General features: G+C 62.6%; 11 protein-coding genes. 9 read left to right on the plus strand and 2 right to left on the minus strand.

Annotation, left to right across the window (positions count from 1 at the left end):
• The first annotated feature begins 17 nt into the window (after positions 1–17).
• The 8 genes from FGE21_RS12440 (at position 18) to FGE21_RS12475 (ending at position 18995) form a co-directional block, all read left to right on the plus strand.
• Positions 18–1484 carry a hypothetical protein gene (locus FGE21_RS12440; RefSeq protein ID WP_139663617.1) on the plus strand — a complete coding sequence of 489 codons (1467 nt, stop codon included), beginning with the start codon at positions 18–20 and terminating at the stop codon, positions 1482–1484.
• Between the two features lie 272 nt (positions 1485–1756).
• The gene (locus tag FGE21_RS12445) at positions 1757–8236 is read left to right on the plus strand and encodes a type I polyketide synthase (RefSeq protein ID WP_139663618.1); all 6480 of its coding nucleotides are present in this window, start codon (positions 1757–1759) and stop codon (positions 8234–8236) included.
• A 3-nt stretch (positions 8237–8239) separates the two neighbouring features.
• Entirely contained in the window at positions 8240–9274 is a 1035-nt protein-coding gene (locus tag FGE21_RS12450) for a glycosyltransferase family 2 protein (RefSeq protein ID WP_139663619.1), read from the plus strand.
• On the plus strand, positions 9271–13908 hold the full coding sequence (locus tag FGE21_RS12455) for a MupA/Atu3671 family FMN-dependent luciferase-like monooxygenase (protein ID WP_139663620.1): 4638 nt from the start codon (positions 9271–9273) through the stop codon (positions 13906–13908). Before FGE21_RS12450 ends, FGE21_RS12455 begins: the two co-directional genes overlap by 4 nt.
• Positions 13905–14621 carry a 4'-phosphopantetheinyl transferase gene (locus FGE21_RS12460; RefSeq protein ID WP_139663621.1) on the plus strand — a complete coding sequence of 239 codons (717 nt, stop codon included), beginning with the start codon at positions 13905–13907 and terminating at the stop codon, positions 14619–14621. The genes FGE21_RS12455 and FGE21_RS12460 overlap by 4 nt, the downstream gene beginning before the upstream one ends.
• A 152-nt stretch (positions 14622–14773) precedes the next feature.
• Positions 14774–15610, plus strand: a complete 837-nt coding sequence (locus FGE21_RS12465) for a hypothetical protein (protein ID WP_370285671.1) — start codon at positions 14774–14776, stop codon at positions 15608–15610.
• Positions 15607–18162 (plus strand): hypothetical protein, encoded by a 2556-nt coding sequence (locus FGE21_RS12470; protein ID WP_139663623.1) that lies wholly within the window; start codon positions 15607–15609, stop codon positions 18160–18162. Before FGE21_RS12465 ends, FGE21_RS12470 begins: the two co-directional genes overlap by 4 nt.
• Positions 18159–18995: a glycosyltransferase family 2 protein gene (locus FGE21_RS12475; protein ID WP_139663624.1), complete on the plus strand. Its 837-nt coding sequence runs from the start codon at positions 18159–18161 to the stop codon at positions 18993–18995. Before FGE21_RS12470 ends, FGE21_RS12475 begins: the two co-directional genes overlap by 4 nt.
• Positions 18996–19004: 9 nt before the next feature.
• Here the strand turns inward: FGE21_RS12475 and FGE21_RS12480 are convergent, their stop codons facing one another.
• Positions 19005–20219, minus strand: a complete 1215-nt coding sequence (locus FGE21_RS12480; protein ID WP_139663625.1) for a glycosyltransferase family 4 protein — start codon at positions 20217–20219, stop codon at positions 19005–19007.
• A gap of 204 nt (positions 20220–20423) precedes the next feature.
• On the opposite strand from FGE21_RS12480, the gene FGE21_RS12485 reads away from it, so the two are divergent.
• Complete coding sequence (locus FGE21_RS12485) at positions 20424–21776, plus strand: oligosaccharide flippase family protein (RefSeq protein ID WP_139663626.1); 1353 nt, start codon at positions 20424–20426, stop codon at positions 21774–21776.
• A gap of 30 nt (positions 21777–21806) precedes the next feature.
• Here FGE21_RS12485 and FGE21_RS12490 read toward each other — a convergent pair whose 3' ends face one another.
• Complete coding sequence (locus FGE21_RS12490; protein ID WP_139663627.1) at positions 21807–23081, minus strand: Wzz/FepE/Etk N-terminal domain-containing protein; 1275 nt, start codon at positions 23079–23081, stop codon at positions 21807–21809.
• Positions 23082–23105: the final 24 nt, after the last annotated feature.

Here is a 23105-nt window from a genome sequence, read left to right on the forward strand (position 1 = left end):
AAATAGGGCGGGAATACGTGCCAAACGCGATTGCGTATATGATGCTGCTGGCATGGCCTGTTGCGGCTTTGGTCTTTTTTCAAAGGTTGCCGCTACAGCGGGCGATCCTGCTGTGTCTGATCGGCGGCTATCTTTTGCTGCCTCCGATTGCCTCCTTCGACCTGCCGCTCGTGCCCGACCTCGACAAGTTTTCGATCAGCTCGCTCACTGCCCTTGCCGGCTGCCTCTTTGTGGCCAAAGCACCGGTTCCCTTTTTGCCTCGGCACGGCTTCATGCGCGTGGTTGTGGTGCTGTTCGTGCTCTGCGCTTTGCCGACGGTGTTGACCAATACGGACGCCATCGTGTTCCAATCGATACCGCATTCCAGCCCGATCATCTTTTTCAACGATCAGCTACCCGGATTGCGCTGGCGGGATCTGGGGTCCGTGGTGATCGGCCAGGTGATTGTTCTCATCCCGTTCTTCATCGCACGCAGATATCTTTCGTCGCCGACCGCTCACCGCGATCTGCTGCTGGCCTTCTGCATTGCAGGGGTCATCTACGCCGTCCCGTCCCTGATCGAAATCCGGTTCAGCCCGCAGACGAACGTCTGGATCTATGGCTTCTTTCAGCATGACTTTGCGCAGATGATGCGCAGCGGCGGCTTTCGTCCAATCGTGTTTTTGCCGCATGCATTGTGGTTGGCCCTGTTCATGCTGTGCGCCGTGCTGGCCGCAACCGCACTTGCCCGCGCCGCAGACGACCGGAACAAGATGCGATACATCATTGCCGCCTTCTTCCTATTTTGCGTGCTGTTCCTCTGCAAAAGTCTGGCGTCCCTCTCCTATGGGTTGATCTTTACGCCTGTGGTGGCACTGGCCTCATTCAGATCGCAGATAAAGCTTGCCCTGATTATCGCCATCATTGGCTGCATCTATCCGATGCTGCGCAACACAGGTGTGATCCCGGTGGAGGCGATCGTCGCTCAGGTCGAGCACTTCAGCCCCGAGCGCGCCCAATCACTGGGATATCGCTTTGACAACGAAAAAGTTCTGCTGGAGCGCGCGGCTGAAAAGCCAGTGTTCGGATGGGGAGGATGGGGGCGAAACCTGATACATGACGCTGAAACCGGCCGCATCCTGTCAATCCCGGATGGCCATTGGATCATTGCCTTCGGAACCTTTGGCTGGCTTGGGTATCTGGCCGAGATGAGCATTCTGGCCGGATCGCTGGCGCTGCTGTTCGGCGCGACCCGCAAAGCCCCCAAACGTGATATCTCGCCCTATATCTCCTGTATTGCCCTGATGCTTGGGGCGACCATGATCGACATGCTGCTGAATGATACTCTGGTCCCTGTCACCTGGATGTGCGCCGGCGCCATCCTCGGCTATGCTGAACGATTGTTGTATCCGGATCTGTTTTGCCAACGGCCATCGCTGTTCAACGGGCGTCAGGAAATGGACGCCCGCTCTGCCGGTGCGCGCCTGACGGCCCCGACGGAGTGAACAGATGCCCCCAGAACCCGCCCGCCGATGCGGGTCTCAGACCGCAATATGGCCACAATAGCTCCTCTTGGCTGCCCAAGATGTTTCGTAAAAGCTGCATATAATCGCGCTGTTCCGTGTAACTTCAGTGTACAGGTGAACGCGCATCATGGTCCCTGTATCTGGGGCTGACGTCCCTGTATTGAGGGTATTCAGATGCTCGCTGTTTTTGGGCCGGAACTCAACTAGGTAGAAGAGGCTGCGGTGTTTTCACCCCAAAGGACAATACGCACATGGGACATCCAGCGTTGACGCGCCACCCCGCAATCAACCCGGAGGATATCGCGGTTGTCGGCATGGCCGTTGCCCTGCCCGGCGCGGCGTCGGTTCAGGAGTTCTGGACCAACCTGCGCGATGGCATTGAATCCATCGACGTGCTGGACCACGACGGCCTGTTGCAGGCGGGCGAACCTGCGGAGCTGATCAATGCGCCCAACTACGTTCCGGCGGCTGCCCTGCTCCCCGGCTATGACACGTTTGATGCGGAGTTTTTTGGCTTCTCACCGAAGGAAGCGGCCATTCTTGACCCGCAACATCGCAAGTTCCTCGAAGTCGCCTGGACTGCGATGGAGGATGCCGGACATACACCGGAGAGCCTGAAGGGTCAGGTGGGGGTCTATGCCGGCTGTGGCATGGGCAGCTATTTCTATTTCAACATTTGTTCGAACCCGGATCTGGTCGACGATGTCGGCATGTTCCTGCTGCGCCATACCGGCAATGACAAGGATTTCCTCACCACCCGGGTCAGCCATGTTTTCGACCTGAAGGGCCCCTCGGTCAACGTGCAGACCGCGTGTTCCACGTCGCTTGTTGCCATCCACTACGCAGCAGAAGCGCTTCGCAATGGCGAATGTGAGATGGCCCTGGCCGGGGGCGTGACCATCGAGCTGCCGCAGGGCCGTGGCTATCTCTACAAGGAAAACGAGATCCTGTCGCCGGACGGTCATTGCCACGCTTTTGACCATAGGGCGCAAGGCACTGTGTTTGGATCAGGTGCGGGGGCGGTCGCGCTGCGCAGGCTCAGCGATGCAATTGCCGACGGGGACCACATTTGGGCCGTACTAAAGGGGTCGGCGATCAACAACGATGGCGCCGCCAAGGCCGGCTATCTCGCCCCCTCTGTTGACGGTCAGTCCGGCGCCGTGCGCAAGGCCATGACGGCGGCTGGCATCCCCGCTGATACCATCGATTATGTCGAATGCCACGGCACCGGCACCTATATCGGTGACCCGATCGAGGTCGCCGCCTTGACCGAGGCCTACCGCGATCACACCGACGCGCAGGGCTATTGCCGGCTGGGATCGGTGAAAACCAATATCGGGCATCTGGACACGGCCGCCGGAGTGGCCGGTTTCGTCAAGACCGCTCTGGCGCTCGCCAACACGTCGCTGCCACCTTCGTTGAGTTTTGAGCGCCCCAACCCGACCATAGATTTTGAAACCTCCCCCTTTCGGGTCAATGACCGGCTGGTTCCCTGGGTCTCCTACAAGGGGCCCCGGCGCGCCGCGATCAATGCGCTCGGCGTAGGCGGCACCAATGCCCATGCCATTCTGGAAGAGGCACCCGAACCCCGCCCCTCGGAAGAAAGTGATTTCCCCTTTCAGATCATATGCCTGTCCGGGCAGACCAAGGCGGCGCTGGAGGAAAACACAGGCAACCTCGTGTCCTATCTGCGCGCAAATCCCGATGCGGATCTGGCCGATGTTGCCTTCACCCTGAAGGAAGGGCGCCGCGGTTTTGCCAAACGCCGGACCGTGGTGGCGCATTCCGCGACCGAGGCGGCTGACCTGTTGGAGGCCGGCAATCCCCGGCAGGTTTTCACTCATGATCACCTCGGGGCCGATCCGGAGGTCGTGTTCATGTTCCCCGGTGGCGGCGCCCAATATACCGGAATGGCCCGCGATCTCTACGAAACGGAGCCGGTTTTCGCCGATTGGATGGACCGGGGGCTGGACCATCTTGCGAACAAGGTGGATTTTGACATCCGGTCCCTGTGGCTGCCGGAACCAAGTGCGAAGGACACCGCCGAGGCGGCGCTGCTTCAGCCTTCGGTGCAACTGCCTCTGATCATGATCGTGGAATACGCGCTGGCGCAACTGTGGATCAGCTGGGGGGTGAAGCCCGTGGCCATGGTCGGCCATTCCATGGGTGAGAACACAGCCGCTTGTCTTGCGGGGGTCATGACCTTCGAGGATTGTATCGATCTGGTCCATTTGCGCGGGCAGCTGTTTGACACAATCGAACCGGGCGGCATGCTGTCGATTTCGCTCTCCCGCGCCGAAGTCGAACAGCTGATCGGCGATGATCTGGATATCGCAAGCGTCAACGCCCCCGACCTGACCGCCGTATCCGGCCCCGCTGACCGGCTGGAGGCGCTGGCAAACACGCTGCGCGCACGTTCGGTGGATTTTCAGCCTATCCCGATCGATATCGCCGCCCACAGCCGCATGCTGGAACCGATCCTTGCGCCCTATCGGGAGTTCCTGAGCCGCCTGCACCTCAAGGCACCGCGCCTGCCGGTAATGTCCAATCGCACAGGCAAACCGCTGACCCCTGAACAGGCCACGAGTGCCGACTACTGGGTTGCCCAGCTGCGCAACACGGTGAACTTCGCCGATTGTCTCGACACGCTCTCGGCCACGGCCGACCGGATCTATCTTGAGGTTGGCCCCGGCAAAGCGCTCAGCGCCTTGGCGCAAATGGCGCCTGCCGTGTCACCCGGACAGGTTCTCAGCTCGCTGCGCCATCCCGATCAGGATGTTGCGGATGATGCCTATTTCTTCGGCATCATAGGTCGGCTCTGGGCCTGCGGACGAGAGGCCGACTGGTCACAAATCTGGGGAGATGCCCGCCGACAGCGCCTGTCCCTGCCGACCTATGCCTTTCAACGCAAACGCTATTTCATCGAACCCGGCAGACCGGCAAGGGACACCCAGCCCGAACCACCGGCCCGCCATGATGATATGGATGATTGGGGCTATCGTCCCGTTTGGTTGCCGCGTAGCGCGGCCTGCGGCGCCGAGCTTGACGCGGAGCTGGCACAGACTTCGTTTCGCTGGCTGGTGTTTGAAGATCCAACGGGACAGGCGGCCGCCTGTGCGGATCGCCTTCTGGCCGCCGGACATCAGGTTGTCCGGGTCCGGCCCGGCGACACCTATGCACAGCTCGCCCCCGACCTCTACCAGATCGCGCCGGAAGAGGGGCGTTTGGGATATGAGGCTTTGTTGTCAGACCTTGCAGGCGCCGACCTGCTGCCGCAGCGGATCGCGCATTTCTGGCTCGTCACCGCAGAAGAGAGCTTCCGTCCGGGCTCGTCGTTTTTTGTCCGAAACATCGAGATGGGCATGCTGTCGCTCACGGGTCTCGGCCAGGCGCTGGCTGCGGCCGAGATGGCAGAGCCGGTCCATATCAGCGTCTTCACCACCGGCGCGGCGCAGATCCGGAGCGAGGCGCTGCCGTATCCGGAAAAAGCGATGATCGCGGGCCCCGCAGGCATCCTGCCCCGCGAAGTGCCGGGCGTCACGGTTGCAACATGCGACATCCAGCTGCCCGCCAGTGCCCCGCGCCGTGTTTCAGCATTCCTGCAGGGGGCCAAGGCCGCTGATATCACCTCCCGACTGCTGGAGGAGCTTTTGGCAGATCCCGCGGATCTCGCTGCCGCATGGCGGGGTGAGGCGCGGTTCGAACTCGCCTATCGGCCCGCGAAGCTCTCGTCCCCGGAGCCGGGAGATCTGCCGCTGCGTCTTGGTGGCCACTATTTTCTGACCGGCGGCTATGGCGGCATCGGCATCACAGTGGCCCAGCACCTGATGCAGAACTTTGATGCCCGTATCACCCTGCTGTCGCGACAGGCCCTGCCCGCGCCCGAAGACTGGGATCGCTACCTGCGCCAGCACGGGCCAAACGACCGGACATCCACCCGCATCAGGGCGGTGCAGCAGCTGCAAGCCAGCGGGCGCGGCGAGGTCCTGACCCTCAGCGGCGATGTCTGCAATCTGCAGGACATGCGCGCGGCCCTGGACGCCGCCGAAGCGGCCTTTGGCCCCGTGACCGGCGTGTTCCACGCTGCGGGCCGGATTGACGATGCGCCCCTTCTGGCCAAAACCGAGCGCGAAATCGCAGCTGTGCTCGCTCCGAAAGTCAGCGGTCTACGTGTGCTCGATCAGGTGTTCCCCGATGGTGCCTTGGAGGTGATGGTCCTGTTTTCCTCCTCCTCCACCGTCACGCGACCCGCAGGTCAGGTCGATTATGTGGCGGCGAATGAGTACCTCAATGCCTGGGCCAAATCGCGGCGGGGCGGCAAAACCCGCGTCATTGCCATCGACTGGGGGGTATGGGCCGAGACCGGGATGGCCGCCGAGGCGATGGCCCAAAGGCGGGGCGGCGCAAACCCCACGCCCCCGGCGCCCTGCGATGCGGCCCTGTGGGACAGTCAGAGCTTTGACAGATCAGGAGCCCCTGTGTTTCGGAGCCACTTCGATGCCTGTGGGGATTGGGTGCTGAACGAACATCGCACCGCGCAGGGTACAGCCCTGATGCCCGGCACCGGCACATTGGAATTGATCGCAGAGGGGCTCGGCTGCCTTGGCACATCTGCGCCGTTCGAAATTCAGGATCTGTATTTTCTACAGCCCTTTGTCGTCGATGAAGGCAACCCGCGAGAAGCGGTGATGCGGTTGATCCCGACCGAACGGGGCTATGACGCAGATCTCCTCGGCGCGACGGCGGATGGGTTTGCCCGCATTGCAGAAGCTCAGGTCACTGCACTGTCCCCTGCCCCCGCCGCTGCGCCTTTGGATCTCGCCGCTATCGAAGCACGCTGCCCGCTGCGCGAAAGCGCAGAAGCCGGCGCGGCTCTGAGGTCACCACAAGACGCCAACCTGCGATTTGGTCCCCGCTGGCAGGTGTTGAAATCAACCGCATTCGGTGAGGGCGAAGGCTTGGCGCGCCTGTGCCTGCCGGAGGCCGCCAATCAGGACGCGACCCTGCTGCATCCCGGATTGATGGATCTTGCGACCGGTTGGGCGCTTTCCCTGGTCCCGGGCTATGGCGGCACCGCACTCTGGGTGCCGGTGTCCTATGGGGCAATCCGGGTCCTGTCGCCATTGCCACGCGAGATCGTCAGCTATGTGCGGTTGGCCGATCCGGATGCAACAGGCGAAACCGCATTGTTTGATATCACCCTGAGCGATCCTTCGGGGCGGCTTCTTGTGGAGATCACCCATTTCCGCATGCAAAGGCTAGGCGGCGGCTTCGACCTTCTGCCCGCCCGCACCGACACCACAGCCGCCGCGCTCGGACTGACCTCGGAAGCGGAGATGCAGCATCCCCTGTCGCGCGCCGAGCAGCGCCTTGCCGCCAATATCGACAACGGCATCCGACCGGAGGAAGGGGGCGCCGCTCTTGAGCGTGCTCTTGGCAGTGGACTGTCGCAGATCGTCGTCTCCTCTCTTGATCTGCCCACCCTGATCGCTCAAGCCGCCGCGGAGGATCAGCCCCAGCCCGCCACCGGGACCCAGAGCTTTGATCGGCCGGACCTCGACACCGACTATATCGCCCCGCACTCTGCTACCGAGAAAACCCTGGCGGAGTGTTTTGCCACGCTGTTGGGATTGTCGCAGGTGGGCGTGGAAGACAGCTTTTTCGATCTCGGCGGGCATTCGCTTGTGGCCGTGCGCCTCTTTGCTCAGATCAAGCGCAGCTTTGGTGTGGAATGGCCCATGTCGGTCCTGTTTGACGCCCCGACCATCGCGGCCCTTGCCAAGCGGATCGAGCTGGAAGCCCCCAATCTGAGCGAGGCCCCCGGCGACGGGGAAGCGCCCGCGCGGCCCCCGGCCACAGCGCAGGTATTGACCCATCTGGTTAAACTTCACCCGGGAAAGACACCGCAGGCGCGCCCCGTCTTTATCGTCGCCGGAATGTTCGGCAATGTGCTCAATCTGCGTCATCTGGCGCAGATCCTGGGCGAAGACCGGCCCGTCTTCGGCATACAGGCGCGCGGCCTGATCGGTACTGAGGCCCCCCACAACCGGATTGATGACGCCGCGCGTGATTACATAGCCGAGATCCGGAGCATTCAGCCGGAAGGCCCCTATCTGATCGGTGGCTTTTCAGGCGGAGGCATCTCCGCGTGGGACATGGCCCAGCAGTTGACCGCATCCGGCGACACAGTCGAGGCGTTGATCCTGCTGGACACCCCCCTTCCGGTTCGCCCCTCCCTGACCGCAGCGGATAAAGCGCTGATCAAGCTGGCAGAAATCCGACAGAAAGGTCCAGGCTTCCTTGCCGAATGGGGTCAGAACCGGATCAAATGGGAAATCAGCAAGCTGCGGTCCACCACACGCGACACGGGTAACACGGGCGGCAATGCCGGGTTCAACAACCACAAGATCGAACAGGCCTTTCGCGACGCCATCCAGACCTATGATCTGCATAAATGGGAGGGCCCCGTCACGCTCTACCGGCCGGCGCTGGACCGGCACTGGAAGGTCACCGGCGGCAGGTGGGTCAGCCAGGAGCGCGAATATGTCTATCCTGACAACGACTGGACCCGGTTCGCTCCGGCACTGGAGGTGATCGAGGTTCCCGGCGATCACGATGGTATGGTCCTTGATCCGAACGTCAGTGTTCTGGGCAAAGCGATACGCGAGCAGCTCGCCCGAAGCACCCGAATGGGGCACACCCCGCTCCCTGTGACGCGGGCGGCGGAGTAGGTCATGACCCGCGAAACCGTTCTCACCATTATCCTGAATTTCCGCACGCCCGCGATGACGCTGCGTGCGGCCGCCGCCGCGCTCGAGGATATGACAGGACTGCCCGGCGAGGTTCTGATCATCGACAATGGTTCTGGCGATGGGTCCTATGAACAGCTCCTGGAGGGGGCACGGACGCGGGGCTGGCTCGCCGATGGGCGGCTCAGGATCGAAGCGGCACCGCACAATTGTGGCTTCGGCGCGGGTATGAACATCGGCTTCGGCGCGACACTGGCAACCGGAGCAGCGCCCGATTTCTACTATCTGCTGAACTCGGATGCCTTCCCGCAGAAGGGCTGTATCCGCGCATTGCGGGACTTTCTGCGCGACCGCCCCGATGCAGGGCTTGCCGGCTCTTTCGTTCAGGGCGAGGACGGCGTGGCGCATTGCACATTGTTCCGGTTTCCGACAATCGCCAGCGAATTCGAAGGCGCCGCGCGGACCGGCGTGATTTCCCGAGTGTTGTCCCACGCCATCGTCCCCCTGCCGATCCCGGACCACGCCCAACGCGTTGACTGGACCGCCGGGGCAAGCCTGATGATCCGGCGCGAGGTGATCGAGAGTGTCGGAGGCTTTGACGAAACCTTCTTTCTCTATTTCGAAGAAACCGAGCTTTGCCATCGCGCCGCACAAGCCGGATGGCACACATTTTACGTGCCCGACAGTTCCGTCATTCACGTCGGGTCGGCCTCGACCGGGATGAAAACCTGGCCCCGCACACCGGAATTCTGGTTCGAGTCCCGATTGCATTACTTCACTTCTGTCCACGGCAGGGCCTATGCCGCAGGGGCCACGCTTGCGCGGTTGGCCGGTGGTGCGGTCTACGGCGTCCGGCGCGCCGTGTCGGCCAAACCCAGGGCGGAGAATGCGCATTTCTACGGCGATCTACTACGTCACCACGTGAAACGGCTACTGGGACGGAGGCGGGCGCAGCCCTCCCCCGGCGCGCCCCAGCCCCCGGACAGCGGCCCGGGTTCTCTTTCGGAGGAGTCCAAGTGACTGAATTCTCGACTGTTGTGATCGGCAACCAATCCCTGTTGATCGGCTGTTGCGAGGCGCTGATGGCCCGTGGGCATCACATTCGCGGCGTCGTCAGCGACAATTCTGACATCCTGAGCTGGGCGCAGGATGCGGGACTTGCGACCTGTGGCGCGCCGGATGATATGCCCGCCGACGTCGACTGGCTGTTTTCCATCGCCAACCTGGCGGTGCTGCCGGATGCGGTGATCGCCCGCGCAGGCAAGGGGGCGATCAACTTTCACGACGGTCCCCTGCCCGAACGTGCCGGTCTCAACACGCCGAACTGGGCCATCCTCGACGGGGCCAAAGAGCATGGCATCGCCTGGCATCTGATCGAAGGCGGTGTCGACGAAGGCGACATTCTCGCACAGCGCCGGTTCGCCATTGCGCCGGATGATACCGCCTTCAGTCTGAACTCGAAATGTTATGGGGCAGCCCTCGACAGCTTCACCGAGGTGCTGGAGCAGCTGGAAAGCGGCAGCCTGCGGCGCCAGCCCCAGGACCTGAGCCAACGCCGCTACCACGCCCGCGCCGACCGTCCCGCCGGTGGCGGCCTGCTGAATTTTGGCCAGCCGGTGGCCGAGTTGGTCAGGATGGTGCGGGGGCTCGACATGGGCGGCTACTGGACCCCTCTCTATGCGGCCAAACTTGATCTGGGCGGAGACGTGGCGCTGGTCGGCGCGGCAAAAGCGGATGTTTCGGCGCAGATCCCTCACGCGGTGTCTGGTCAGGTTCTCTCCGTTGATGATCGTTCCCTGACGGTGGCCTGTGCGGACGGTGCGATTTCCCTGTCAGATCTGAAAACACCTTCGGGAGCCCCCCTGTCGCTTCCTGACCAGATCCGGGCCGGTACGGTTTTGCCTCGGTGGGAGGCTCCGGCGATGCGCGCCCTGGAGGCGGCGCTCCGCAGCACGCAAAAGCCAGAGCCATTCTGGCGCCGCCATCTTGCGCAGATGCAGCCCCTGCCCGTTCCAATGGCGCTGCCCGCGACGCAGCCGCGCCCCGAGGCCAGTGGCCAGAGCGAAACCGAAATCCCCCTGCCGGACAATCTGTCATCTGCCCGGCTCATGGCGGTTGTGCTGGCGTGTATGCTCCGCAGTACCGGCGAAACCTCAGGTTCGATCGCTTTGCATCTGCCGTCCATCCAAAGTGCAGCGCGGCACGGGTTCATAGCTGATTGGGTGCCGCTCAATGCCGAGCAGAACCAGACCCTCGGACACGTCAGCGCAGAAATGGCACTGCTGCTGGATCGTGCGAATACGGATGGCGGCTTTGCCGAGGATCTGATTGCCCGCGCGCCCGAAATTCCACCGCACGCACCGCCCACGGTTGCGCTCTGCCTCGATACGGAGACAGCCCCGCAGGCGGCCAAACTTGCGCTGATGAAACAGGGCAACAGCCTGCGTCTGTCGGCGCGGGCGAGCGAAATCTCTGCGATGGCGCTGTCATATCTTGCCGCACGGCTGACGACCCTCTTGGCCGCAGCGGAGGCCCATGACGACACGCCACTCCATGCGCTTCCGGTGCTGCCCGACGCAGAACTGCAGCTGATGCTGGAGGACTGGAACGCCACCCAGGTGGATGTATCTGCCCCCCCGACGATCCACCAGGCGTTCGAGGCACAGGTCGCCCGCACTCCTGCTGCGACGGCGCTGGTGTTCGAAGATCAAAGCCTGACCTACGCGCAGCTGGATGCCCGGGCTCATGCGCTTGCGCTGCATCTGCAAGACAACGGCGTCGGCCCCGGTCGGCATGTGGGCGTGTATCTGCGCCGATCCATGGATCTTGTGGTGGCGACCCTGGCAATTCTGAAAGCCGGCGGCGCCTATGTGCCGCTCGACCCTGCCTATCCCGCCGACCGGATCGCGCATTTTATACGCGACAGTCAGGCCGAGGTGATCGTGACGGACGCCGGAGTGCGGACAGAGCTGCCGGACAGCACCGCGACGGTGCTCAATCTGGCAGATCTCGACCTCAGCCCGCACCCCGACAGGGACCTCAATGGCGGCGCCACTTCGCAGGATCTGGCCTATCTGATCTACACCTCGGGTTCCACCGGCCTGCCAAAAGGTGTCATGGTGCGCCACGGAAATGTCGTCAATTTCTTCTCCGGCATGGATGCCTGCATTCCGCACAAGGCCGGTGACAGCTGGCTGGCGGTGACCAGTCTCTCCTTTGATATCTCCGTGCTGGAACTGTTCTGGACGTTGGCGCGTGGCTTCAAACTGGTGCTGTCCAGTGATGACAGTCGCCTGCAATTGGCCAACGGGCCGGTGGCACTCAGCGACCGCAGGATGGACTTCAACCTCTACTACTGGGGCAACGACGACGGGGCCGGCGAGAAGAAATACGAATTGCTGCTGGAAGGGGCGAAATTTGCCGACACCCATGGCTTCAACGCCGTCTGGACCCCCGAGCGCCACTTTCACGCCTTTGGCGGCCCCTACCCGAACCCATCGGTCACCGGGGCTGCTGTCGCCGCCGTCACACAAAACATCGCCGTCAGAGCCGGGTCCTGCGTTGCACCTCTGCATCATCCCGCCCGAATTGCCGAGGAATGGGCCGTCATCGACAACCTGACCGGCGGACGCAGCGGGATCGGCTTTGCCTCCGGCTGGCAACCCGATGATTTCATTCTGCGTCCGGAGAACACGCCACCGGCCAATAAACCGGCCCTGTTCGACGCCATCAAGACCGTCCGCGCCCTCTGGCGCGGCGAGGACGTCGCGTTTCCCCGTCAGGATGGCAGCCTGCATTCCGTCGTGACCCAACCGCGCCCGATCTCGCCGGAGCTGAGCGTCTGGGTCACCACTGCAGGCAACCCCGACACCTGGCGCGAGGCGGGCCTTGCCGGGGCCAATGTGCTGACCCATCTGCTTGGCCAGAGCATCCCGGAGGTCGGCGAGAAGATCGCACTCTACCATGGCGCCCTGCGAGAGGCCGGCCATAATCCCGCTGATTTCACGGTCACGCTGATGCTGCATACCTATCTGGCCAAGACCCGCGCCGCCGCGCGCGAGGTTGCACGGGCCCCGATGAAGGACTACCTGCGATCGGCTGCCGGCCTGATCAAGCAATACGCCTGGGCCTTTCCCGCCTTCAAAAAACCCAAGGGCGTCAACACGCCTTTTGAAATGGACCTTGGCAGCCTCGCCTCTGATGAGCTTGAGGCGATCCTTGATTTCGCCTTTGAGCGCTACTTCGCGGACTCCGGCCTGTTTGGCACGGTTGACGACGCCGTCACCCGCGTGGAGGAGTTGAAACGCATCGGCGTGGATGAAATCGCCTGCCTCATCGACTACGGTATTGAGCCTCAGATGGTGCTGGAAGGATTGGCGCCTCTGGCGGAGGTGCTTCGCGCGTCCAACCGCGTGACGGCCCCGGCAGAGGATGACTTCTCGCTCGCGGCTCAGATCCTGCGCCACGGCGTCACCCATATGCAATGCACACCCTCCATGGCCCGGATGATTGCAACAGATCCGGACGCGGCGCCGGTTCTCCGCCAGCTTCAACATCTTCTGGTCGGGGGCGAGGCCTTGCCCGGAGATCTGGTGACACTGCTCCAGGATCGGACCGATGCTGTCATTCACAATATGTATGGTCCGACCGAAACCACGATCTGGTCCACAACCGAAACCCTCACCAACTGTCCGACCGGCGTTGCCCCCATCGGGCGGCCGATTGCCAATACCTCGGTCTATGTGCTCGACCCGCAGGATCATCCGGTCCCCATCGGCGCAGCCGGAGAGCTTTGCATTGGTGGCGCCGGTGTCACGGCCGGCTATTGGCACCGCAGCGCGTTGACCGGTGAGCGTTTCCCGGCTGATCCCTTTCGAGCAGGGAGCCGGATGTATCGCACCGGCGATCTGGTCCGCTGGACCACAGACGGGCGGCTGGAGTTTCTCGGGCGCACCGATCATCAGGTCAAAATCCGGGGACAGCGGATCGAACTGGGCGAGATCGAGGCTGCCCTGACCGCGCTTGACGGCATATCGGCTGCTGTTGTGGTCCCGCGCAGGATCGGCGCCGACGAACGTCTTGTTGCATATGTCATCTCTGCAACGCCCCAACCGGAGGCCAGTGTAAAAGCGCTGCTGGCGCAAAGCCTGACGGGGGCTATGGTGCCATCTCACATTGTGACGCTGGATGAGTTTCCGCTGACGCCGAATAAAAAGATTGACCGCAAGGCACTGCCCGCCCCGCATCCCGGTCATGGTCACGCGCCAGATATGCCCGAGACCGTACCCGAGACGCCCGCAAACTCCCTGACATCAGATGCCGAGCAGCGTATCGCGATGATCTGGAAGAACCTTCTTGGCATGTCCAATGTCCGGCGGCAGGATAATTTCTTCGCCCTCGGTGGCCATTCGTTGCTGGCCGTTCAGGCGCATCGCGACATCAGGGCGGCCCTGCCCGCAGCGCGCCTGTCGATCACCGATATCTTCCGTTTCCCTACCCTCGCAGGGCTCGCCGGTCATATCGAGCAGCTGTCCGGGCAGCCCGCGCCTGTCGCGCGCCCTCCTTCGGTATCCGTCGGCTCCGGCCCCGACAGGTCCGACACCATGTCCAAAAGGCGCGCGATGCGGGCGAACCGAAAGGTCCGCAACGGATGATGCCGCCCCCCTCTTCCGCCCCGGAGTTCACCCAGACCACAGTCCGGCTGGGGCTGCTGCGGCCACTCCTGCCGGAGACGGTTGCCAGTGCCGCCGAAGATCCGCAGGGCACGCCGCCCGCACCCTTTGCCGAAGAGGCCGCCTGCCTCTCACCCCAAGCGGTCGAGAAACGGCGACGGGAATTTGCCGCCGGTCGCGCCGCAGCACATCAGGCGATGCGCGCGTTGAACCTGACGCCCGCCCCGATCCTCATCGGCCCGAAACGCGCGCCCGTTTGGCCGCGCGGTGTGGTCGGCAGCATCACCCATTGCCGCAGCTGCGCGCTGGCTGCAATTGCCCCGGATCACCGCTTTCTGGGACTGGGGCTGGACGTTGAAGAGGATACGCCCCTGGCGTCCGATCTCTGGCCCTCGATCGCGAGCGCCCGGGAACAGGATTGGATGACCAGCCAGGCCGATCCGGGACGAGCGGGCAAGCTGCTGTTCTCGGCCAAGGAAGCCGCCTACAAGGCGCAATATGCCCGATCTCAGAAGTATTTTGGGTTCGACGGGATGGAACTGAGCATGGACACCGGGACCGGAACGTTTCGGGCGACATTCACCAGCGACCAGTTCCCATATCGCGGGGGCGACCAGCTCCATGGTCGGTTTGCGATCGGCGCCGGGGTCATCATCACAGCCGTCACCATCCCAAAGGACGCGCCGGAGCCATGATCCACCGCTCCCGCCTCTCCCGCCGCACTCTTCTGGCCACAACGGCGCTCGGATTGATCGGAGGCCTCGCTCTTTGGGGCCGCCGGGCTTTTGGGCCCCGGCCCAGCGCAGTCTTGCCGGCGCCGCCTGCCCTGCCCCGCCCGAAGAAGCCGATGCATGTCTATCACCTGGGCCATTCTCTGGTGGGCGCTGATATTCCGCATCTGCTGGCCCAGTTTGCCGGAGCCGGTCACAGCTATCATCTGCAGCTGGGCTCAGGCACCTCGCTGCGCGCCCATTGGGAGCCGGAGGAGACAATTGTCGATTTCGATCTCGTCAACGCGCCGCCGCTCTGGCGGGCGCCGCGCGATGCCATAGGATCCGGCGCCTATGACGCGGTCATTCTGACCGAGATGGTCGAGCTGCGCGACGCACTCAAATATTTTGCCGCCAGTGACTATTTGCACCGCTGGGCCGAACTGGCCCGCAGCGGAAACCGGAACACGCGCCTGTATCTCTATGAGACCTGGCACCAGCTCGACGATCCCGATGGCTGGCTGTCCCGCATCGACAGCGATCTGGACGACCTCTGGCTCGGCGCGCTGATGGGCCGTGAAATTCGGGCCGCCAGGGACCAGCCCCTCTATCTGATCCCCGGCGGTCAGGTGCTTGCCGCCGTGACGCGCGCGGCCGAAGCCGGAAAAATTCCCGGACTGACGCAGCGCGAAGATCTGTTCGCACGGACCTCAACCGGTGAGCGGGACCCAATTCATCTGAGCGATTTGGGCAGCTATATCATTGCTGCCACTCATTTTTCGGTTCTCTATCATCGCTCTCCGGTTGGGCTGCCGCACAGTGTCACGCTTGCGGATGGAACCGATCTCAGCACCTTGTCAGAGGCCGGGGCACAGGCCTTGCAGGAGATTATCTGGCAGGTCGTCACAGGGCTGGCGTACACAGGGGTACGCCCGGATCGCACGATGGACCTGCCAACCAAGGAGGCCACATGAGCCTGAGCGACGTTCTGAATGCCATCGTCATGGTCGGTCACTCGCTGATCGGCCCCGAGAATCCGCGCATGCTGGAACAGCTTCTTGCGACGCGATCCGAAACCCCGCCCACGGTCCAGGCGCAGATCATCAACGGCGCGCCGCTGCGCTACAACTGGGAGCACGCCGACAAGGCCCAGGGCATCAATGCCCGCACGCGGCTGGCACGGGGGCCGGTTGATGTGTTGGTCGTCACCGAAGCCGTGCCGCTGACCAACCATCTGCGCTGGAGCAACACCGAAGACGCCGTCGCGGATTTCTACCAGTTGGCGGCCGAAACGAACCCGAACGTCACAGTCTACGTGCAGGAAGGATGGCACAGCCTTCTCAGCGGCGGCGACGCGGACATTCCCTTTGATGAAGGCGGTCACGTGCCCTGGCGCAAGCGGCTGGATGACGACCTGCCGCGCTGGCAGGGCATTGTCGATCAGGCACAGGCGATCACCGGCGGCGATATTCGTCTCCTGCCGGTCGGTCAGGCTCTGGGCCGGTTGGCGGATGCCATTGACGCCGGGACCGTACCCGGCCTCCACAGTATCAACGATCTGTTTTCGGACGATATTCATCCCAACGACATTGGGTTTTACTATATCAGCCTGGTGCAATTCGGGATGTTGAGCGGCAGCTCTCCTGTTGGGCTGCCACGCGTGCTGAAAACCGAATGGGGGCAATCCTATGCGACACCCTCACGGGAACTGGCAGGCAGGCTACAGGAGATCGCCGCCGACGCCGCCAATGGCTCTGTGATCCGGACTGCTCTGCCGAAGGATCCGGTCGGCCTGCCCATGGACCCGCCCCCGCCCCTGTTCAACTCCACGCTCAATGCCACAGATGCACAGTCGCTGGCGCATGAAGGCCATGCTGGTCTGGAGGTGACAAAACAGCCGATCCTGATGAACCTTGCGGCGGTTCGGGACTGGAGCCCACAAGCCCCGTTTCTGGATCAGTTCAAAACGGCCCGTGGATGGATCGGGCATTTGCCCGGTCAGTGGGGCGGCGTCACCGAGGACGATCTGCGCACTGCGGGCTACCTGGACCAGAACGGATGGCCCTTCAGCATCCCGCCCGAGCTCGGATCTATCGGCACCGTATTGCTGACGGATCTGCCGGAAACAGCCACCAGCCTCTCGGGCCGCTATGTGCTGAGGTTTGACGGTGACGGCATCGTCGAAGTCGGCGGTCGCGCTCGCAATGTACGCTACGGGAAAGGCGAGGTGACCTTTGATTTCACTCCCGGTGAAGGCGCCGTGGATATTCGTATCCAGCGCAGCGACCCGGAGAGTGTCGGGAATTACGTCCGCAACATATCTGTCTTCCGTGAGGCTGACCTGCAGGCGGTTGAACAGGGTGCAATCTTCAACCCGACCTGGCTGGACCGTATCGAGGGCTTTGCGGCGCTGCGGTTCATGGATTGGATGGCCACCAATAATTCGACACAAGTCGGGTGGGAAGACCGGCCGCAGCGCGACGATTACGTTTGGACCCGCAACGGCGTACCGGCAGAAATTCTCGTGGCTCTGGCCAATCGCATCGGGGCTGATCCCTGGTTCACCCTGCCTCATATGGCGGACGACACCTATGCCCGGAATTTGGCGTCGCTGGTCAGCGAAAGCCTGGACCCCGATCTCACGGCCTATGTGGAATATTCCAACGAGGTTTGGAACTGGCAGTTTCAACAGGCGCATTGGTCCGATGAACAGGCCCGGGCCGATTGGGGCAGTGACGGGCTATGGCTTCAGTATTATGCCGGGCGCGCCACTGAAATTGCCGGGATCTGGACAGACGTGTTCTCGGCGGGCAATCCCGATGCGGACCTGTCCGGCCGGCTTGTCCGGGTTCTGTCGACCCAGACAGGGTGGCTGGGCCTGGAGGAGCAGGTCCTGACCGCGCCGCTGTGGACTGCCGAAGATGCGACCCGTCAGCCACCATTCCGCAGTTTCGACGCCTATGCCGTGACCGGCTATTTCGGGGCCTCCCTCGGCATGGAGGAACGGGCACCCATAGTGCGCGCCTGGATCGCTGACAGTCTGGACCGCGCGCGCCAAAGCGCCGCCGACAAAGGCCTGAGGGGCGCCGCGGCGCAAAGCTACATTGACCAGAATCGCTATGATGTGGCCGTCGCACAGGCCGCAGCCGAGCTGCGCGACGGGTTGAATGGCGGCGATGCCGAGGGAACCCTCGATGATCTGCTCAACCGCGTTTTGCCCTATCATGCCGAAATCGCGCGCCGCCACGGTCTGGATCTGATCATGTACGAAGGCGGGACGCATGTTGTGGGCCACGGTCCTCTCATCGAAGACGAGGCTTTGACGGCGTTTTTCACGCATCTGAACTACACGCCCGAAATGGCGAAACTGTATCAACAGCTGCTGAATGCCTGGCCGCAATTGGGGGGGCAACTCTTCGGAGCCTACTCCGACGTTGCAACGCCGGGGCGCTGGGGCAGCTGGGGGCATCTCCGGTTTCTGTCCGACAGCTCACCACGCTGGGACGTGCTGAAGGCGGCCCGATGAGCGCCGCCCTCTCTGTTTTGATCCCCGCTCACAATGAAGCGGACTATATCACCCGCTGCCTGCATGCGCTGTTTGCCTCTGCGCCACACATGGCCGATGTTCGGGTTGAGGTACTGGTTCTGGCCAATGGCTGTAGCGACAGCACCGCCGCCACCGCCCGGATGGCCAAATGCCCGAAACACTGGAATCTGCGGGTGCTGGAGCGCGACCAAGGCAGCAAACCCGGCGCACTCAATCAGGGGGATGCGGCGGCCACGGGCCGCATTCTGGTCTATCTCGATGCGGACGTCGTGGTGGAACCTGACCTGTTGCCGCAACTTTTTGCTGCACTGGATCGGGCCACGGCGTGTTACGCCACAGGGACGCCCGTCGTGGCCAGAGCCCAAAGCGCAATCACCCGGTCCTACGCCAGCGTCTGGTCCCAATTGCCCTTTGTGCGCAGCGGCGCCCCCGGTTTCGGTCTGTTCGCAATGTCACGCCCCGGACGCGAGCGCTGGGGGCCGTGGCCGGATATCATCTCGGACGATACTTTCGCACGCCTGCATTTTACGCCCGCGGAACGCCTGCGGCTTCCGGCCCGCTACCACTGGCCCATGGTCGAGGGATTTCAAAACCTCGTGCGCGTGCGCAGGCGGCAGAACCGGGGCGTCAGGGAAGTCGCCGACCTCTTTCCGGCGCTGCTCGAAAATGATGACGGCCACCGCCTGACCTTGTCACGGGTGCTGGCGCTGGCCCTCCGCTTCCCTGCAGGGATGCTGGTATATCTGGCGGTTGCCTTGGCTGTGAAAACGCCCCTCTTCCGCACGCGCGAGAATTGGGCAAGAGGCCGCTGACCTGCGGCCTCATCCGGCGCGGCCCTTGATCGCCGTGGCGAAGTGGCCTGCCAGTTTTTCCGCCTCGATATCTACGTCATGGCCGAGCAAAACCCGCCTGCGCGCAGCGGCTCCCATCTCCTGCAGACGTGATCGTGGCTCCTTGGACATTCGCACCAAAGCGTCGGCAAGTGACTGGACGTCGCCTGCAGGCACCAACCAACCGGTCTCCTCCGGCACCACCAGCTCCGGCGTGCCCGCCACATATGTCGCCAGGACAGGACGCCCCGCCGCCATCGCCTCCATGATCACCATGGGCAGACCTTCGGCAAAAGAGGGCATGACCAACGCATGCGCCCTGGCCAAGACGTCGAGAACACCGGCCTCCGGCAACCAGCCGGTAAACGTGACATTGCGCGCCAAATCATGCGCGGCAACAGCAGCCTCCAGATCGGCGCGCATCGCTCCATCTCCGACTAGGGTCAGATGCAGATCGGGGGCAGTCCTGACTGCCTCTGCAAGGGCAAGAAGCAGAACCATCTGGCCCTTTTGTTCCACAAAACGACCGATTGCCACCACCTCCAGCGCCCCCTCCGGCAAGGCGTGTGGAGCGGGAAACCGGTTGGGTTCAATCGCACAATGCACCACCTTGATCCGCGACCAGGCCCCGAAGGAGGCCCAGCGGCTCAACTGACTGCGACCGAAACTTGAGACCGCGACGGCGAAACAAGACCGATCCACTTTCAGCCCCAGAGACAGGCTCTTTGGCGCGTCAAACTCCTCCGGGCCGTGGGTGGTGAAACTATAGCCCGGCCCGCCAAGCGCTTCGGTCAGCATTGCCACGGCGGTCGCGTTGGTGCCGAAATGCGCATGCAAATGGGAACACCCTTCCTGCCTGACGACGCGCAGGACATAGGCTGCTTCAGCCAGGTAGATCACCGGACGAAGCCAGCTCCCACCCACGCGGGCCAAATGCACCGCCAGCCTGAAAGCGCCCCATGTGCGGCCCGGCGCGCGCACTGCTGTTGCCAAAAAGGACCACAGCAGACGCGCCGCTCCCGCTCGCAGCACATAGTGACAGTGCGACGCTTCGGCCAGGTCACCGGGGTCGCGCAACACCTGATCCGGAGCCCGCATCGGCAGGCGCACAACCTCAATCCCACGCCGTTCCAGAGCCTGGATTTCCCGCCGGATGAAACTCTGCGACGGTTGCGGATAGGTATTCAGCACATAAGCGATTTTCACGGGCGGGGATCCGGTAACTGCAGCTCCCGCGCACCGTAGCTCCGGATCAGACGTTTGCCCAGCACTTGCATCGCCACCAGGACAGCCGTGAAAAAAATGCGTTCGATGAGCACTATAGCTACTGATCGCCGCTGCGCAGCAATTGACCTCCGTCCCGCCTGGTCCTAGCGTTCGGCTGACCACAAACCTTACCTCGGGATGTCAATGAAACCTGCCCTGAACGGCCAGAGCCTGATGGCGCGTGTCATAAGATCGACGTCCTGGATCATACTTGGCTTCGGAGCGGCTCAGGTGCTGAGGCTTGCCTCAAATCTGGTGCTGACGCGCATTCTCTTTCCCGAGGCCTTCGGTTTGATGGCGCTGGTCGCCGTCATCACAATCGGGCTGTCCCTGTTTTCAGATATGGGCATTTCCAACGCGATTGCACAAAGCGCACGCGGAGATGACCCGGATTTTCTCGATACAGCCTGGACTGTCCAGATCCTGCGCGGTGGTCTGCTCTGGGCCCTGACCGGGGCCCTGGCGCTTCCGGCCGCCTTGTTTTACGGGGCCCCGGAACTTGCCTATTGCCTGCCGGTCGCGGGCATTGGCCTGGCGCTGCAGGGTCTGACCCCCACCAAGGTGGAAACGGCCTACCGTCACCTGTTGGTCGGACGCGTGACCGCAGTCAATCTCATCGCGCAGGGTTTCGGCATAATTGTCATGGTCGCCCTTGCGATCTGGACACAGTCCGTAATCGCACTCGCCGCCGGAAGCGCCCTGCAGGAGGGCGTCAAACTCATACTCTCCCACAAGATGCTGCCCGGCCGCAGCAATCGGTTTCGTTGGGAACCCGCAGCGACCCGCGAACTGATCAGCATGGGCAAATGGATATTTCTGTCAACGGCCTGTTTTTTCCTGACCACTCAGGGGGATCGCGCAATTCTCGGGAAATACCTCACGCTCGAAGCCATGGGCGTATACAATATCGCCTTTTTTCTGGCGAGCTTTCCCATTCAACTCGGACAGGCCCTGAACCAGAGGCTGATGATCCCGGTCTACAGGGACAAACCCGCACATCGCGAACCGGGAAACCGCAAACGGCAGAGACAGCTTCGGTATGCGCTGACTCTTGGCATTTTGTCGATGTCGTGGCTGATGGCCTGGGTCGGTCCGTGGCTGGTGAATATGATGTATGATCACCGCTATAACCACGCAGGCCCCATTATCGTATTGCTTGCGTCCAGCCTTGCCCCATCCATCATCGTCTTGACATACGACAGGGCATCGCTTGCTGCCGGTGACACGAAGGGGTTCTTTTTCTACACCGCGACGCGGGCGACAATCCAGACGGCGCTGTTCTTGTGGGGGATGTCGCAGTTCGGCCTTGTCGGTGGCATCGCCGCGATGGGAGGCGCCGTCATCCTGTCCTACCCGACATTGATGCGGCAAACCCGTCCGCATCTTGCGCAGGACCCACTTCACGATTTTCTCTTCTGTGGTGCCAGCCTGCTGATGTGCGGTGGGGCGATCCTTTACCACAAAGACGCGATCCTGACCGCCCTCGCCCAGTTTTGAAAACGGGACGACAGGTTGCACCTGTCCGTCTCAGCTTTTTGCCGGGGCTTTTGTTGCCCGAGCCTGCCGCGCAAAGAACCGGCGCCTGCCTGCCGGGGGACGGGTGTCCAGAACGGGAATAGCCACAACCGGGGTCAAGCCGGTCTCCCGCTTCATCTGTGCAGAAGAGCGAAGGGCCGGGGTCTTCAGGTCCAGCAGAAACGCCGCCACGATCCCCAAAGCGATGCTGAGCAGCGCGCCCTTCATCACCGTTGATTTTCGTCCGCTGCCGACTGCGAAATCCGGCAGGGGCGCCGGCTCCAACACAGTCAGGCGTTCACCTTGACGGGCGGTTTCCAGGCGAAACCCCACCTCTGCATCCGCGCGCCGTTCCGTGATCAACTGCAGCTCGGATTGCATCTGTTCCATCTTGAGATCATAGCTGGTCAACCGGCGATCAACCTCCGGCGTCAATTCCAACGAGGCCTCCAGCGCGCTGCGACGGTCCTCCAGAAGCTGCCGTTGCGCCAACAGGGTCTCGCGCCGGACCTCATACTCCTGCTGCACGCGCAGCGCATAGGCTTCACGCTGGGTGGCGGCGGCATCGTCCGCCAGCGTGCGCAACTCAATTTCTTCGCCCGACAGAGCCAGCAGGCTTTCGTTGATGGCCGTGATTTCCGCCCCCCTCATCTCAACCGCGCCGGGCAATGTAACCGCGTTTTCATGCCGAAAGTCTGCAATCTCTTTCGCCAGCTCCGAAATATCCCTGGTCAGTGCGGCTTCTTTTTCGGTGAAAAATACCAGTGTCTCACGCGCCTGCTCTATGCGGGTTGCAACACTCAGCTCGATCGTTCTGCGCGAAAATTCGCGGGCAACCGCCTGCGCCTCTTCGGCAGATGGCATCCGGGCCGTGATGGTCAGGACGGAAATGGATCCGTCATCCGCATAGCCCTCGCGCGCGGCAGCCGTGCCGGTGATCGAAACGGAATTGCGCATGATCGGCACGATTTCAGAGTCCCGCAGCCCGGGCTGATCCCGAAAAAGCCCGAGCTCTTCAACAACCTCCAGGATGGTGCCACGCGCCATCATGCGCTGCTGGATCAGTTGCATGCGGCGGGCCGAGGATCCGTCCACGGTGGATTTAGCCAATTCCCCGGTGATCTTTGGCCGGGTGATCTGGATCACTTCAGAACTCGAATAGATCCGGGGCTGGTAAAACGCATACCAAAGCGACAGCAGACTGCCGAGCACTGCAACAATGAGGATGCACCTGATACGGCGACGTATCATGTCAACAAAGTCTGCAAACGAATAAATCGACCCCATCAGGCGGCTTCCATTCCTCAAAAG

Source organism: Phaeobacter sp. B1627, assembly GCF_006265095.1.
In the GTDB taxonomy this organism is placed as follows: Bacteria; Pseudomonadota; Alphaproteobacteria; order Rhodobacterales; family Rhodobacteraceae; genus Epibacterium.